This is a genomic window from Brevibacillus borstelensis (genome assembly GCF_037834415.1).
GTDB lineage: Bacteria > Bacillota > Bacilli > Brevibacillales > Brevibacillaceae > Brevibacillus > Brevibacillus borstelensis_A.
The window spans coordinates 46,471-60,214 of record NZ_JAUMSJ010000022.1 but is presented as its reverse complement, the minus strand read 5'-3'; the positions used below and the strand labels follow the sequence as shown (position 1 = coordinate 60,214).

The 13,744-nt window shown below is 54.4% G+C and carries 17 protein-coding genes; 12 read left to right on the top strand and 5 right to left on the bottom strand.

Going from position 1 to position 13,744, the window contains the following annotated elements:
* Window positions 1-49: 49 nt before the first annotated feature.
* Together Q3F21_RS17305 and Q3F21_RS17300 are read left to right on the top strand one after the other, a co-directional pair.
* On the top strand, window positions 50-247 hold the full coding sequence (locus Q3F21_RS17305) for a DUF3311 domain-containing protein (RefSeq protein ID WP_340255630.1): 198 nt from the start codon (window positions 50-52) through the stop codon (window positions 245-247).
* Entirely contained in the window at window positions 247-1,722 is a 1,476-nt protein-coding gene (locus Q3F21_RS17300; protein WP_340255627.1) for a sodium:solute symporter, read from the top strand. Before Q3F21_RS17305 ends, Q3F21_RS17300 begins: the two co-directional genes overlap by 1 nt.
* A gap of 129 nt (window positions 1,723-1,851) precedes the next feature.
* Here the strand turns inward: Q3F21_RS17300 and Q3F21_RS17295 are convergent, their stop codons facing one another.
* Entirely contained in the window at window positions 1,852-2,526 is a 675-nt protein-coding gene (locus Q3F21_RS17295; protein WP_340255624.1) for a MerR family transcriptional regulator, read from the bottom strand.
* Between the two features lie 146 nt (window positions 2,527-2,672).
* On the opposite strand from Q3F21_RS17295, the gene Q3F21_RS17290 reads away from it, so the two are divergent.
* The 4 genes from Q3F21_RS17290 to Q3F21_RS17275 all read left to right on the top strand — a co-directional run bounded on the left by Q3F21_RS17290 (window position 2,673) and on the right by Q3F21_RS17275 (window position 5,564).
* Window positions 2,673-3,170, top strand: a complete 498-nt coding sequence (locus Q3F21_RS17290) for a sugar nucleotide-binding protein (RefSeq protein ID WP_340255621.1) — start codon at window positions 2,673-2,675, stop codon at window positions 3,168-3,170.
* 126 nt (window positions 3,171-3,296) lie between these two features.
* The gene (locus Q3F21_RS17285) at window positions 3,297-3,497 is read left to right on the top strand and encodes a hypothetical protein (RefSeq protein ID WP_340255618.1); all 201 of its coding nucleotides are present in this window, start codon (window positions 3,297-3,299) and stop codon (window positions 3,495-3,497) included.
* 641 nt (window positions 3,498-4,138) lie between these two features.
* Window positions 4,139-4,774 carry a cyclase family protein gene (locus Q3F21_RS17280; protein WP_340255615.1) on the top strand — a complete coding sequence of 212 codons (636 nt, stop codon included), beginning with the start codon at window positions 4,139-4,141 and terminating at the stop codon, window positions 4,772-4,774.
* Between the two features lie 97 nt (window positions 4,775-4,871).
* Window positions 4,872-5,564, top strand: a complete 693-nt coding sequence (locus Q3F21_RS17275) for a metal-dependent hydrolase (RefSeq protein WP_340255612.1) — start codon at window positions 4,872-4,874, stop codon at window positions 5,562-5,564.
* Between the two features lies 1 nt (window position 5,565).
* Here the strand turns inward: Q3F21_RS17275 and Q3F21_RS17270 are convergent, their stop codons facing one another.
* Entirely contained in the window at window positions 5,566-6,438 is an 873-nt protein-coding gene (locus Q3F21_RS17270) for a LysR family transcriptional regulator (RefSeq protein ID WP_340255609.1), read from the bottom strand.
* Between the two features lie 158 nt (window positions 6,439-6,596).
* Between Q3F21_RS17270 and Q3F21_RS17265 the strand changes: the two genes are divergently transcribed.
* The gene (locus Q3F21_RS17265; protein ID WP_425341272.1) at window positions 6,597-7,289 is read left to right on the top strand and encodes an ankyrin repeat domain-containing protein; all 693 of its coding nucleotides are present in this window, start codon (window positions 6,597-6,599) and stop codon (window positions 7,287-7,289) included.
* Between the two features lie 86 nt (window positions 7,290-7,375).
* Window positions 7,376-7,834, top strand: coding sequence for a TspO/MBR family protein (locus tag Q3F21_RS17260; protein ID WP_340255603.1), 459 nt, complete (start codon window positions 7,376-7,378; stop codon window positions 7,832-7,834).
* Between the two features lie 91 nt (window positions 7,835-7,925).
* Here the strand turns inward: Q3F21_RS17260 and Q3F21_RS17255 are convergent, their stop codons facing one another.
* Window positions 7,926-8,687 carry a MerR family transcriptional regulator gene (locus tag Q3F21_RS17255; RefSeq protein WP_340255600.1) on the bottom strand — a complete coding sequence of 254 codons (762 nt, stop codon included), beginning with the start codon at window positions 8,685-8,687 and terminating at the stop codon, window positions 7,926-7,928.
* 161 nt (window positions 8,688-8,848) lie between these two features.
* Here Q3F21_RS17255 and Q3F21_RS17250 point away from each other — a divergent pair, with 161 nt between their 5' ends.
* Window positions 8,849-10,069 (top strand): MFS transporter, encoded by a 1,221-nt coding sequence (locus Q3F21_RS17250; protein WP_340255597.1) that lies wholly within the window; start codon window positions 8,849-8,851, stop codon window positions 10,067-10,069.
* Window positions 10,070-10,099: 30 nt separating this feature from the next.
* Here the strand turns inward: Q3F21_RS17250 and Q3F21_RS17245 are convergent, their stop codons facing one another.
* The gene (locus Q3F21_RS17245; RefSeq protein ID WP_340255594.1) at window positions 10,100-10,252 is read right to left on the bottom strand and encodes a hypothetical protein; all 153 of its coding nucleotides are present in this window, start codon (window positions 10,250-10,252) and stop codon (window positions 10,100-10,102) included.
* A gap of 92 nt (window positions 10,253-10,344) precedes the next feature.
* On the opposite strand from Q3F21_RS17245, the gene Q3F21_RS17240 reads away from it, so the two are divergent.
* Complete coding sequence (locus tag Q3F21_RS17240) at window positions 10,345-10,581, top strand: AraC family transcriptional regulator (protein ID WP_340255591.1); 237 nt, start codon at window positions 10,345-10,347, stop codon at window positions 10,579-10,581.
* A 3-nt stretch (window positions 10,582-10,584) separates the two neighbouring features.
* Window positions 10,585-10,743, top strand: a complete 159-nt coding sequence (locus Q3F21_RS27460) for a helix-turn-helix domain-containing protein (protein ID WP_425341271.1) — start codon at window positions 10,585-10,587, stop codon at window positions 10,741-10,743.
* A 167-nt stretch (window positions 10,744-10,910) separates the two neighbouring features.
* On the opposite strand, the gene Q3F21_RS17235 is transcribed toward Q3F21_RS27460, so the two are convergent.
* On the bottom strand, window positions 10,911-12,203 hold the full coding sequence (locus Q3F21_RS17235; protein ID WP_340255588.1) for an amidohydrolase: 1,293 nt from the start codon (window positions 12,201-12,203) through the stop codon (window positions 10,911-10,913).
* A gap of 195 nt (window positions 12,204-12,398) precedes the next feature.
* On the opposite strand from Q3F21_RS17235, the gene Q3F21_RS17230 reads away from it, so the two are divergent.
* Window positions 12,399-13,670 (top strand): PQQ-binding-like beta-propeller repeat protein, encoded by a 1,272-nt coding sequence (locus tag Q3F21_RS17230; RefSeq protein WP_340255585.1) that lies wholly within the window; start codon window positions 12,399-12,401, stop codon window positions 13,668-13,670.
* Window positions 13,671-13,744 lie beyond the last annotated feature (74 nt).

Below are 13,744 nucleotides of genomic sequence, written 5' to 3'. Positions count from 1 at the left end.
CCTGTACCGTATGCAGGAATCGACAGACTCCAAAGGGGGATGAACACCCGTGAAACTGATTCATCTATTAGCTCTGCTGCCGTTTATCGGAATACTCGGTTGCATCGGATTTGTCAACAAAGTGGAGCCGTACGTGCTCGGATTGCCCTTTTTACTGTTCTGGATCGTCCTCTGGGTCGTGCTGACCTCCGTCATCATGGCGATCATCTACAAGCTGGACCCGGCGAACAAGGGAGGTGACTCTTGATGAACGCAGCTTTGTTCATTATTTTCGGATTTTTGGCACTATCCCTTTTCCTCGGGATTCGGGCGAAACGCGGCAAGGATATGAACCTTGAGCAGTGGACCGTCGGGGGACGCGGCTTCGGAGCGATTTTCGTTTTCCTGCTGATGGCGGGCGAGATTTACACCACCTTTACGTTCCTCGGCGGCAGCGGCTGGGCGTATGGCAAAGGCGGACCGACCTTCTATATCCTCGCCTATGGCTGCCTCGCCTACATCATGTCGTACTGGCTTTTGCCCGCTATTTGGCGCTACGCGAAAGAGCACAAGCTGATGTCGCAGTCCGACTTTTTTGTCAGCAAGTACAAAAGCCCGTACCTGGGAGTCCTCGTCTCCCTCGTCGGCGTGGTGGCGCTCATCCCGTATCTGGTCCTGCAGCTGAAGGGCCTCGGGCTGATCGTGGCGGAGGCTTCATACGGAACCATATCTGGCACGGCGGCGATTTGGATCGGCACGATTGCTGTCACCGTGTACGTGATGGTCTCCGGGATTCACGGCTCGGCGTGGACGGCTGTCGTCAAGGACATCATGATTCTGTTCGTGGTCGTGTTCCTCGGCCTTTATCTGCCGTTCCACTACTATGGAGGCATCACCGAAATGTTCCAGGCCGTCGAGGCGGCCAAGCCGGGGTTTGTCGCTCTGCCGGACAAGGGGCTCAGCCCGTCCTGGTTTGTTTCCACCGTCCTGTTGACGGCTCTTGGCTTTTACATGTGGCCTCATACCTTTGGTTCTGTCTACTCCGCTCAGAATGAGCGGGTCTTCCGGAAAAATGCGATCGTCATGCCGCTTTACCAGCTCGTGCTGCTGTTTGTCTTTTTTGTAGGGTTTGCGGCGATCCTGCAGGTGCCAGGACTGAAAGGATCGGATGGCGACTTGTCTCTGTTGCGTCTGTCCATCCAGACGTTTGATCCGTGGTTTGTCGGCGTGATCGGAGCGGCCGGTCTTTTGACGGCCATCGTTCCGGGTTCGATGATCCTGATGTCGTCGTCGACACTGATTGCGAAAAACGTGTACAAGGTATTCTCGCCGAAGACGACGGATGAGCAAATCTCCAAGCTGGCCCGCTACCTGGTGCCTGTAGTCGCGCTCATCTCGCTCTACTTTACATTTCAGGGCGGAGACACGCTCGTCACCCTGCTGCTGATGGGCTACAGTCTGGTAACCCAGCTCTTCCCGGCGCTTCTGTTCAGTCTGTCGAAACGCAATTTTGTCACCAAGCAGGGAGCCGCTGCCGGGATCGTCACCGGTGTGGCGACGGTGGCCTACATTACCATCAGCGGCAGCACGATCGGCACGCTCTTCCCGTTCCTGCCGCAGTCCATTCAGGATCTGAATGTCGGCATCATCGCGCTGATCGTCAATCTCGCGGTGACAACGGTTGTCAGCATGGCTACGAAAAACAGCGCTGCGGCCGTAGACGAAAAGATTACCGCGGCGTGAGCATCCGCTTTCACCGCTCAACAAAAAACAGGGCTGTTCCGATTGGAAAAGATTGGGTACAATCGGGGCAGCCCTGTTTTTATGCGGTTCGGGGCGTCTGAGGAACAAGAAATGCGGGAGGCTGGCAATTCAAGGCGTCGGATCATACTGTATCCGAAACAAGCGGTGCCAGATCGATTTTTTTCGCTGCTCGTCCCTGATCTGGGCCAATTGCTGCTTGGCCTCGATAATATCGTTCATGGCTTTCGTCAAGCGGCGGTCGCGCTCCTTCAGGCTGCTGCGGATGTAGGCTTCCTGCTGTTCCAGGCGTTCCATCAACGCCATTTGAACCGCATCCTGATGCTGGACTTGCTGGGCGAGCGAATGGATTTTTTCTTCCAGGAGATCGACATGTGCGCTGGTCCGGAGAGCCAAAGCGGCGGAGGTGCTTGCGGACAATGCAGGTGAATGGTTTGCCGGGAGGGCCGCAGAGCCGGCAGAGGGCACAACCGGGGGGACGAGGCTGAGCGAAGCGGCAGTTTCCTTCCTTGCCTGTTGAAAGGAGGTGCCCCCGGCGACGGTCCGCGCGGCTTCTTCCAGCGGCATCAGATGCTCTTTGGTCAACTGATAAAACGAACGCAGCGCGTCGATATCCGCTTGTCTGTATTCCCTGCGGTTTTGGCTGTCCCGCAAAAACCAGTACCCTTGCTGTTCGAGAAGCATGCTCCACTTGCGAAGCGTGCTGGCTCCGACACCGAGAATTCCGGCCAGTTCGCGTCCGGAGTACGTTTTTTCCTTGGCGACCAGCTCGATCACGTTTTTCATAGACAATCCTCCCGTTTCGGCAGAAATGTTTTCCGAACGTTTCGAAATCATTATGCTTGTACACTTCGCTGGCAGCAGTCAAACTCCTGTTGCCAAACGTGCGACAAATTCTTTCAGGGTTCGTCCCAAAAGGAGAGAAAAGACCGATGTCACGACTGCTTGTTCTCGGAGCGAGCGGCTATCTCGGCTCCATGATAGTTGAGTGTGGAACCAAACAAGGGTGGGAAGTGACGGGGACGTGCTTTCAAAATCGTCACCGGAACTACCCCCAGGTGGATTTGCGTGAAGACAGCGCCTGTACGGAGCTGCTTCGGCGGGTAGAGCCTGATGTGGTGGTGTGGGCAGTAATGAGCGGAGAAAGTGAAACGTCTCTGATCCACAAGGGACTGCCCGGGCTGCTCTCCAGCATTGTTCCGGAGACAAGGCTGCTGTTTTTGTCGACGGATGGCGTTTTTGCAGGGGACAAAGGGCCGTATCAGGAACAGGACGCGCCCTCCTTATGGCACAGTGAAAGCAGACTGGCGGCTTATTGCAATGCCAAGCTCGCCGGAGAAGAGATGGTGAGAGGCAGGCATGCCAATCATGCGATCATCAGATCGGGCCCGATTTACGGCCAGGGAGCGGAAGGGCGGTGGGACCATTGATGCAGGTTCCGTTGACACCCAGAATGCTTGCCAAAGGACAGCCGCACATTTTGCCGGAAAATCCACGTTTGCTTTGGTTGATTGGCTTTGCATGGACATAGGATGCAGGTAAAGGAGGGATTAACCATGGCATTTCGCGATCAGGCAAAAAAGCTGGAAGGGGAAAATGTGAAGGTAGATACAAGAAATGGCACCTTTTACGGCAAGCTGGTCGATGTGAAAAACTCCACTTTGATTCTGCGGGGCTATGAAGGCCAGCGAATGGTGATCCGCGACTCGGAAATCGTGGCGCTGATCGAGGTGAAGGAAGATTATCACCACAAATAAACAGGTCTGCCAAAGGCAAGCCTGACGGCAAACGAACGGGCTGCCCGCTTGCGGCAGCCTTTTTACAGTAATTGCCGACTGAAAGCCCACGGTTTTCATCGTGGGATGAAAGACGGCTTTGCCCGAACATCCCTTCATGGGATGGGCAGGGCAAACCTGACTTGGTATAATCAGGATATGCTCTTTGAGCCGTCAAGCAAAAGACGTTAAAACAATCATCGCTCTTTTGAAAACAGCATACATCTGGGGTTGCTCAAGCGAATCTTCTTGAGCGTAAAATGTATGAAGTCGTCAAGAACAAGACGCTAAAACATTTGTAAGAGCAAACCTGTGGCAGATGGTAACAGTCTGCCAGCCTACGGAGCTATATGCTCTGCCGTGGGACGGGCTGATGAGACAGCCCTGAACTTGGGGGAACTACGGATAGCAGAAATGCACTTCCGACTACCACCCAAGAATCCCACTGATACCGAAGGTGTCAGCTTGCGGCTTTAGCCGTGGGAGTCTCAAATAGCGTTCGTTGGTGTAAGCAAAAGGCACCGAAAATCTGGAAAAAATACTTGCGATAGAGCCAGAGGGATTGGATAATTGTAGCAAAACAAATACTATTCCGATTTGTAAGATCGGAAAAGGAGGGCCACATGCGTATTATCGATCTATCGCAAGTGTTCGAGGCAGGAATGCCCCAGTACCCAGGCCAGCCGGTGGCGGAATTCAAGCAGGTAGCCCATGTGGAGTCGGACGGGTTTCAGGTGACCGACTTTCACTCTGTCGTTCACGCCGGCACTCACTGCGATGCGCCAGCCCATTTTATTCCAAATGGAGAGACCATCGAGGCGATACCGCTGGAGCGCTTTGTCGGCGAAGCGGTTATCGTGGATGTCAGCCTGAACGGACAGCGGGAAATGAGTCCGGCTGTACTGGAAGGAGCGGATATCCGCTCAGGGGATATCGTCCTGTTCCGAACGGGTCTCAGCAAGCAGTGGGGGACGGATGCATACGAGACCGACTTTCCCTACTTCGGCGAAGAACTGGCAAAGGAGCTGGTGGACCGTGGAGTGCGGGCGGTTGGACTCGACTTCATCTCTCCCGATCCGATCGAGACCGAAACATTCCCGGCTCACCACATTTTTCTCGGCAACAAGCTGGGCATCGTAGAGAATTTGAAAAATCTGCAGCAAATTGACCGCAAGCGCTTCTTCTTTGCCGCCGCGCCGCTCAATATAAAGGGGAGCGACGGGGCTTTCACGCGCGCTTTTGCCGTTATATTTGACTGACTATTCGAACGTTTGGAACATCAAACAATTTGACATGGTTGACATTCCCACCTATCATCAGGAATGAACAAGTTTGTGAAGAAAGAAGGGAATGCACATGTTGGAAATCCAGTATCACGGTCACTCTTGTATCCAACTGACCAGCGAAGGACATTCAATCATCATCGACCCGTTCATTACCGGAAACCCGCTTGCCGCAACGAAGCTGTCCGATATTCGGGTCCAGTACATTCTCTTGACGCACGGACATCAGGATCACATCTTGGACGCCGTAGAATTGGCGAAACAAAACGATGCAACGATCATCGCCACGTTTGAACTGGCAAACTATCTCGGCTGGCAGGGTGCCAAGACGATGGCGCTGAACCTCGGGGGCTCTGCATCCTTTCCTTTTGGAACCGTAAAAATGACACAGGCCTTCCACAGCTCGGGCATGGTTTTTGAAGAAGACAAGCGTATCGTTTACTTGGGCATGCCGGGCGGCTTTCTCGTCACGATGGGCGGAAAAACCGTCTACCATGCCGGCGATACCGGACTTTTTGGAGATATGAAGCTGCTGGGCGAGCGCCACAGCATCGACGCGGCATTCCTTCCGATCGGGGATGTGTTCACGATGGGACCGGATGATGCCAGGACGGCTGCGGAGTGGGTCGGCGCCAAGCTTGTCGTGCCGATCCACTACAATACATTCCCGCCCATTCAGCAGGACGGCGCCGGATTTGTCGCCAGCCTGAAGGAAAAAGGGATCGACGGGATCGCGCTAACGCCGGGCGAATCGACGCGCTTGTAAGCTATTCGCGCCTCAACAGCTCAAGGAAGTTCTGCGCCGTCTTTGACAGGTAGTAATCGTTCAGCCAAATGACGCCGGATGAAGCGGCGAGCGACGCATCGGCAATCTCGAATACTTGCAACTCGTGTCCGGGATGCATCCGGAGGACAACCTCCGGGACGACCGTCGCGCCAAAGCCGGAAGAGACCAATTGCAAGAGGACCGCGATATCCGAGCATTCGCCCAGGATGGCCGGCTCCAGTCGGCGGCGTGAAAATTCCTCCAGGATCAAGTGGTACACCCCGAGACCTTCGGTACTGGGCAACAGCAGCGGATAATGGCTAATCTGCTCGTAAGTGATCCGGCCGGACGAGTGAGGGAAGCGGGCGGAACAGACGAAGCGCAGCGGCTCTGTTTGCAGGTGCAGAATGGAAAAGTCATTGAGTTCAAGCGGCAGTCTGACGATCGCGAGCTCGATGGCTTTTTCTTTTACCATTTTGAGAAGCTGATCGGATTCATTCTGCTGGATTTTGTATGACACATGGGGATAGCGTTGCTGAAATTGCTTCAACAGCCTGGGCAAGAGCTCCGAAGAGAGCGTGTTGACGCCTATGCTGAGGGTCCCCTTCGTTCCCTCGCCCACTTCTTTTACCTCATTTTCCGAATCTTCCACCAGGCTGGCAATTTTCACGGCATGCTTGTACAAGAGGCGTCCGGCCTCTGTCAGCTCCAGCCCTCTCGCGTGTCTGATCACCAGGGTGACGCCCAGTTCCCGCTCCAAATTGATCAGCTGCTGGCTAAGCGGCGGCTGCGCGAGATGGAGGCGTTTGGCGGCAGCCGATATTTGTTTCTCCTCTGCAATGGCGATAAAGTAGCGCAGCTGTTTGATATCCACCGGGACAATCCCTCCCTTGGTATATGGAAAAAGTAATTATTTATAATGAAAGTGATATTTTTTGTATAGGTATTGTCATGATAGCATGAAGAAAGAGAAGGGGGAAAGGAGGGAGGATGGTGATTCGGTTAGCGGTTGCCTTCTTTTCGTCATTTTTGATGTTGGCAGGCTGCGAGGAGCCTGTCAGCACAGGGGAAGTCGCGCAGGATGCACAAAATATCGCGAAGGAGAGTGAGCAAAAAGTGGCGCAAGGAAATGCGGGACGGCTGCTGATCGCGGCTGCGGAAAAAGGGGAAACGGCCACAGTATTGGAACTGCTCAAAAAAGGGGCGGATATCAACGCTGCAGATGAAAAAGGACGGACGGCAGTGCTGGCCGCCACCCATGGCAATCACGCAGAAACGGTCAAAGCGCTGATCGAGGCAGGAGCCGATATCAATATCCGTGACAACCGTTCGGATAACGTGTTTTTGTACGCGGGTGCCGAGGGACTCCTCGATATCGTCAAGCTGGCCATCGAAGCCGGTGCCGATCCCAAGCTGACGAACCGATACGGCGGGACGGCCCTGATTCCGGCGGCGGAAAGAGGGCATGTGGAGGTAGTAGAGGAGCTGCTCGCCCACTCGGGGGTCGATGTCAATCACGTGAACAACCTGGGGTGGACGGCGCTGATGGAGGCGATCGTTCTCAGCGACGGGGGAGAGGCCCATCAAAAGATCGTTCAGCTGCTGATCAATCACGGGGCTGACGTGACGATCCCGGACAAGGACGGGGTGACGCCGCTGGCCCATGCGAAAAAGCGGGGATACCGCGAAATCGAGGAGCTGCTGATCAAAGCCGGAGCCCGCTGAAATCCTGTTGGACAAATCGTGATGAAACGAGGGCACGTCTCATAAACTATGGCAAGAAGATCAGATGTCAAAGGATGGGATGTGCGGTGAAAATCGGTACCTCCGCGCTGTTGTTCTTCGCTGTCTTTGGGATTTACTCATGGGCAGGCTTTCTTTATCCGGAGGGGGGAGAATGGCTTGAGGCGCTCGCCAAACCGCCAGGCACTCTCCCTGCTGGTGTCTTCTCCGCAGTGTGGGGAATACTGTACGCACTTGTCTCCTTATCGATTGTCCAATTGGCCCGAAGCAGGCAAATGTACGGGGAAACGTTTCTGATGTTTTTTATAAACTGGGCAGTCAACCAGGTGCATACATGGCTTTTCATTGAAAAGCATTTGCTTCTGCCTGCCGCGATCGACACCATACCTGTCGCTTATTCCACCTGGCTGTTGATCAGGCTGATCCATCCCCGGCACCGGGTGGCGGCTTATCTGCTTGTTCCGTATTTGGTCTGGAGTTTGTATGCGGCGTATTTGGCCTGGGGAATCTATCTGCTGAATCGGTAGGGAAACGGGTGCTGACCATCCAGCGCGTTTCGATCAAACGATAAAGCGAAACCCGCCGCGGCTTTTAGAAGCTGCAGCGGGTTTTTCCGTGTCAGCGTTTACTGGCTTCGCCTGCTGCGTATGCTTCCGCCGCTGTGTAAAGATAATAGGCCAGCCCTATCTGCTGGTTCTCCAACAGGCTGCGGTGAAAGTCATCTTCGAGGAAAAAGCGGGCTTGGGCGGCAAAATCGGCTGGGCTTGCGGCATGCCCTTTCTGATTCAAAAAATGGATGTGCCCGCGAATAAGCCTGTAAACGCTCACGTCATCGAATTTTACTCCCGCCGCCAGCGAATGTGCCAGTTCATCCGTAAAACGCTTTGCTTCCACAGCCATCTCATTCAGTTCCTCGATCTGGGCGGCTTCGACAGCAGGCAAGGAGTAATTGTAAGTTTCCTCCAGGTACTGCTTTTGTTCGGCAAGCGCCTCCATCCATTCTTCCTCATCGCGAAAGCCCTTGAACATCTCTGTCTGTTTCATTTGTTCGCCTTTCTCGGCATGTGCAATCGATTCGTCGAGTGTTCGAATGATTCCCTCCAGCCTATGCTTGCGGGCCAGCAGCAGTTCTTTCTGGCTGGCCAGGATCGAAAGCCGCCCCGGTTCTCCGTCAAGCAGCTGCTTGATCGTGTCCAGGGGAAAATCGAGCTCCTTGTAAAACAAAATGTGCTGAAGACGCTCCAGCTCTTTTGTTCCGTACAGGCGGTACCCCGCTTCGCTTACCTCGCATGGCAGCAGCAGCCTGATTGCGTGGTAGTGATGCAAGGTCTTTATCGTTACGTTTGACAGCGCGGCTACCTCTTTTACCGTGTAGAGCATTGCAAGTCACTCCTTCTTGTTCAATGGCAATAGCGTAAAGGCTCCCCCTAGGTCAGAGTCAAGACGTTGGGAAAGACGAAAAATCGATTTGACCCTCCTCTTGCAGGAGGCTGTAGAGTGAACGTGAAATTCACCTGCATGCAAAGGGAGGGAGCAGCAATATGCCGTCTTCGGGGATGTTGCAGCGCAATCGGTTTGTTCGGATGGTCCTGATCTCGAACGTGTTTTCCCAGTTAGGAATCTGGGTGCGAAATCTGGCCATTCTGTTCTATGTGATGGAGAAAACGGACGGAGACGCTTTGGCAGTGGCCTTGATCTCCGTGGCTGAATACGCGCCGATTTTTATTTTTTCGTTGATCGGCGGGGTGCTCGCGGATCGGTGGCGCCCCAAAAAGACGATTGTCTGGTGCGAGCTGGCAAGCGCACTATCGGTAGGCATCGTGCTGCTTGTGCTGGACATGGGAATGTGGGAAGCCGTATTTTTGGCGACATTTTGTTCCGCTGTATTATCGCAAATCACGCAGCCTTCCGGGATGAAGCTGTTCAAGCTGCACGTGCCGGACGAACAGGCTCAGGCAGGGATGTCCCTTCTGCAAACATTATTCTCCATTTTTATGATTCTCGGGCCAATTCTCGGAACCTTTGCCTATCAAACGCTTGGAATCCGCCTTTCCATCCTGCTGACGGGCATCGCCTTTCTTCTCTCTGCGAGCGCAATGGTTTTTATCCCGCCGGACAATACGACGGTTGTTGGCGAGAGGGTCATGCAGACATCGGTGATGCGTGACATGGTAGATGGAATCCGTTACGTGGCAGCGAAAAAGGTCCTTGTCTACCTGAACTTGTGCTTTTTGGCGGTGGGGCTTGGCGTTGGGCTGATTTCCCCGCTTGGAATCTTTCTCATCACGGAAAGACTGGGCTTGCCCGCACAGGATTTGCAATGGATGACAATCCCATACGGCCTCGGTGAAATCATCGGAGGGATCGTGACGTTTCGCTTGGCCGCCAAGATTGCGCCTCAGTGGTTTCTCATGCTTGGCCTGGTTGTCAATGCGGCTGGTATCATCCTGTCAGGCTTGTCTACTGTATTATGGCTGACAATGACGGCCCAGTTTTTGATCGCGCTTCTGCAGCCGGCGATTTTCATCGGGAATAATGCGCTCGTCATGCTGCATACGGATCAAGCCTACATCGGCCGGGTTGCCGGCATTCGCACTCCGCTGATGACCGGTTCGATGGTAGTGATGATGAGCGTGTCCGGTATCGCAGCGAAGACGCTCCCGCTGGAAATCATCTACGGCGCCGCAGGGATATGCTTTCTGTTGGGGGCTCTGATCGTTTTGCCGCTTTGCGAAGAGAGGCTTGCAGCTGCAAGCCGCTAGAACCGTTTACCGAAGGTGCCCCGAGGATGATTACTCCGTTTTTTCTATTCGGTGCTGCTCGGCGGCCATCCGCTTTTCCGCTCGCAAAAAGGGAAGATGGACGAGCAGCTTCAGCACCATGCCGATCCCGAGAATAACGATCGGAATAAGGAGATCGTCGGAGTCAAACAATCGTCCGTACAAGTAAAGCGACAGTCGGGTTTCGCCTGTTGGCGGAGAAAGCGGTCATGCAGACGCTGAAAGCGCTTGCTTGAGCGGCAGGAGCTGGGTGAGAATTGGCCAGTCTGTTATTGTCACTGCAGGAAGGAACCCACGCCATTCGCGCCGGAAATGAGCTTCCGCCTGTCGATCACCCTGCGATTCGCCGAGCCATGGAGTTGATCCATGACGAATCATCTGCCGATCTTACTCTCGACCGACTGGTGGAGATGTCGGGGATCAGCAAGTACCACCTGATTCGCCTGTTTCGAGAACAGACGGGGCAAACGCCTGGACGTTTTCTGACGGAATAACGGATAAAAAAAGCGCGAACCCTGCTGGAAGCGACCAGTCTGGACATAACCTATATCGCGTATGAGAGCGGCTTTGGCAGCTTGCGAACCTTTGAACGAGTATTTAAAAATGCGTTCGGGGCAAGCCCGAGCGAAAACCGTAGACAGAGGGGCAGAGGGTGATGTCTGTCCGGTTTCTTTGTTCCGGTATTGCGCACCTTGGACGGGAAGCTGCGTGACGTATCGGAGGCGGAGCAAGCAGCCGAAGTAGAGGGTGCTGTCCGTTGAAACGGCCGCTGCGCAATGGGAAAATGCCGCCCCGCAACAGGACGGCATTGTTTTGTTCTCCCTTACAAACCTTCCACCAACCGGGCAGCTCGAACAGCAGCCTCCCGCTTGACCTCTTCCCAGGAGAGAGTCGTCAGCTGGCGCTCCCGCATCAATATTTGTCCGTTTACGATCACGGTGTCCACGTCTGTGCCATTGACGCTGTAAGCGATCAGGGAGGCAGGATTATGCACGGGCTGCAAGTGGGGCTGATTGAGGTCGATCAGGATGATGTCCGCTTTTTTGCCTGCCTCCAGCGTCCCGACCTCATGATCGATGCCGAGCAGCTTGGCGCTCTCGATGGTGGCCATCCGCAGCGCTTCCTCTGCCGGCAGCTGCGTCGGATCGCCGTAGTCCAGCTTTTGCATCCAGGTGGCTGCCTTGATCTCGGCAAACATGTCGAGGGTCGTGGCGCTGCCCGCCCCGTCTGTGCCCATTCCGACCGTGATGCCATGCCGCTTGAACTCCATGACCGGCGCGATGCCGCAGCCCAGCTTCAGATTGCTCACCGGGTTGTGGGCGACGCCGCCGCGCATGCCGCGCAAATACCCGATATCCTTGCGGGTTAGATGAACAGCGTGGGCCAGGAGGACGTGCGTATGCTCGAACATGCCGAGCTGGTACAGGTATTCCGTAGGCGTTTCTCCATATTTTTCCCGGATCTTCACGCTCTCCTCCTTGGTTTCCGCAAGATGGATGTGGAGCGGAATGCCTCGCTGGCGGGCGAGGGCGATGACCTCACAGAGCGGCTCGGGCGGGCAGGTGTAGGGCGCATGCGGACCGAACATGGTCGTGATCCGGCCTTCTCCGGCACCGGACCATTTTTCCACCAGATCGATTCCTTCCTGCATGCGCCTGCCGCCGTCATTCTGCAGGAACACCAGCCCGCGGGTCAGCGAGGCCCGTATGCCGCTCTCCACGACCGCATTCGCGACTGCGTCCATGCAGACGTACATGTCGGCAAACGAAGTAGTTCCGGAGCGGATCATTTCCACGATGGCCAGCTTCGTCCCCCAATAGACATCCTCCTCCGTCATCCTCGCCTCGGCCGGGAGCATTTTTTTGTCCAGCCAATCCATCAGCTTCAGATCGTCGGAAAAGCCGCGCAGAAGCGACATCGCTCCGTGATTGTGGGCGTTGATCAGCCCGGGCATGACGGCCATGCCTTTGGCGTTGATCACGTGGTCAGCGGGTTGATCGATCACTGGGCCGATCATGGCGATTTTATCCCCTTCGACAAACAGATCGCCTGTAAAGGCCTGCTCGCCTTCGCGCATGCTCAAAATCGTGCCTTCTTTAATCAGGATGCGTTTCATCGTTTTTTTCCTCCTTCGTCATCACTGCGAGCTCTAGTGTAAGGGTTGACGCAGCGGAAAGGTCAAGGGGCGAAGAAAAGAAGGGAAGGCTTCCCAGGCTCTGAACACATCAGCCGCCGGAAGCAGGAATAAATCCAAACGCGAGGAAAGTAAGATGGGAGAGGTACCGAATATTTCTAATTGGGGGCTTCCGCGATGAAAACAAAAGCAAAGGCAATGCTGCTCGCGTTCGCACTTGCGCTGGTTATGCCGACGGCTGCACACGGGCAGATTCAAAAACAAGCCAGGACAGGGCCGCTTGTTGCGGCGGAAACGGCGGAAACGGCCTCTTTACCCGATGTAAAAACATCCATAACGGTGGTTTCTTGGGTGGGAGAGAGTCAGCCGCTAATCCTCAGGGGAGGAGACAAGTACGATATAAAGTGGCAAAACAAGCTGGAAAACGAGTACCTCTCCAATGTGATTACCGATGAACAAGGGATCATGCATGCAGCCGGGGGAGACGGTTTTCTGTACCGTCTCGATCAGGAAGGAAAAGTGCTGGGCAAAACCGATCTGGGTATGTACTGGGCTCCTTATCTGGAAATGGGGCGCGACGGCCTGCTGTACGTCCTGTGGGACAACACGTTGGAGCACAAATGGGGGGAACCCGGCTACGTAATTGCCGTGGATAAAAGCGGCAAAGTGCTCAAGGAGATCGAGCTGCCATACATGCTCAGCCGCAGTTACTGGGACTTCGATGCAGCCAGTGACGGTTCGCTTTTTCTGCTGACAGAAAAAGGCGTCACGGCTATGGACAAAGAAGGAAACATACGCTGGAGCAATAAAGAAATTCTGAGTTCGTCACAAGCTTTGGAAGGAGAACTGTTCTCAAACGTCTACGGCATTGACTGGGTGGAGTCCAAGCAGACACTGGTCGTCGGGGTGGATGGAAAAACGTTTATCGGGTTGGACAGCTCGGGCAAGTTCAAGTGGAAAAGGGAGGAGTCTGACTGGGGAGAACCATACTTTTCTCCGGATGGAATCGTTTACCTACTCGGAGATAAAGGACTTCACTTTTTCAATGCCGCCGATGGCAAGGATATCTCAGAAGCACCCGTGGACAAGGAAAGTCTGTCGAAGCTGGGCATCCCAAGCGATGGAGCGGGTGGGTACTACCTGCCGCTTGGCGAAAACACAATGGGAAAAATAGACCGGACGGGAAAAGTGCTGTGGAGCTACGACAGGCCCGATGGACAGACCGGGATCATCAGCTGGGAGAGATTTTCGGATGCAGAGGGAAACCTCTACTTTACCGATAACGGCGGAAATTTGTACGCGCTCGACAAGAACGGCAAGGAGCGGTTTATTCTGATGCGCAACGATCCGGAGCTTGTTTTCACCAGAGTCTGGCCGGGCAAAAACGGAACGATTCACATGACAGCAGATGGCATGGGCATCATCTCGATCCGGCAAAAAGGAAACTAGATTCGCAAAAATGTCTCTCTTCCTTTGATAAAGAGGGACATTTTTTATGCGATGTTGTAATATTATTTATTATC

Excerpts from the sequence above, each read along its gene's own strand:
- Q3F21_RS17300 (WP_340255627.1), top strand. The coding sequence starts at position 247 with ATGAACGCAGCTTTGTTCATTATTTTCGGATTTTTGGCACTATCCCTT.
- Q3F21_RS17295 (WP_340255624.1), bottom strand. The coding sequence starts at position 2,526 with ATGAAAAACGTGATCGAGCTGGTCGCCAAGGAAAAAACGTACTCCGGA.
- Q3F21_RS17290 (WP_340255621.1), top strand. The coding sequence starts at position 2,673 with ATGTCACGACTGCTTGTTCTCGGAGCGAGCGGCTATCTCGGCTCCATG.
- Q3F21_RS17285 (WP_340255618.1), top strand. The coding sequence starts at position 3,297 with ATGGCATTTCGCGATCAGGCAAAAAAGCTGGAAGGGGAAAATGTGAAG.
- Q3F21_RS17280 (WP_340255615.1), top strand. The coding sequence starts at position 4,139 with ATGCGTATTATCGATCTATCGCAAGTGTTCGAGGCAGGAATGCCCCAG.
- Q3F21_RS17275 (WP_340255612.1), top strand. The coding sequence starts at position 4,872 with ATGTTGGAAATCCAGTATCACGGTCACTCTTGTATCCAACTGACCAGC.
- Q3F21_RS17265 (WP_425341272.1), top strand. The coding sequence starts at position 6,597 with ATGTTGGCAGGCTGCGAGGAGCCTGTCAGCACAGGGGAAGTCGCGCAG.
- Q3F21_RS17255 (WP_340255600.1), bottom strand. The coding sequence starts at position 8,687 with ATGCTCTACACGGTAAAAGAGGTAGCCGCGCTGTCAAACGTAACGATA.
- Q3F21_RS17250 (WP_340255597.1), top strand. The coding sequence starts at position 8,849 with ATGCCGTCTTCGGGGATGTTGCAGCGCAATCGGTTTGTTCGGATGGTC.
- Q3F21_RS17235 (WP_340255588.1), bottom strand. The coding sequence starts at position 12,203 with ATGAAACGCATCCTGATTAAAGAAGGCACGATTTTGAGCATGCGCGAA.
- Q3F21_RS17230 (WP_340255585.1), top strand. The coding sequence starts at position 12,399 with ATGAAAACAAAAGCAAAGGCAATGCTGCTCGCGTTCGCACTTGCGCTG.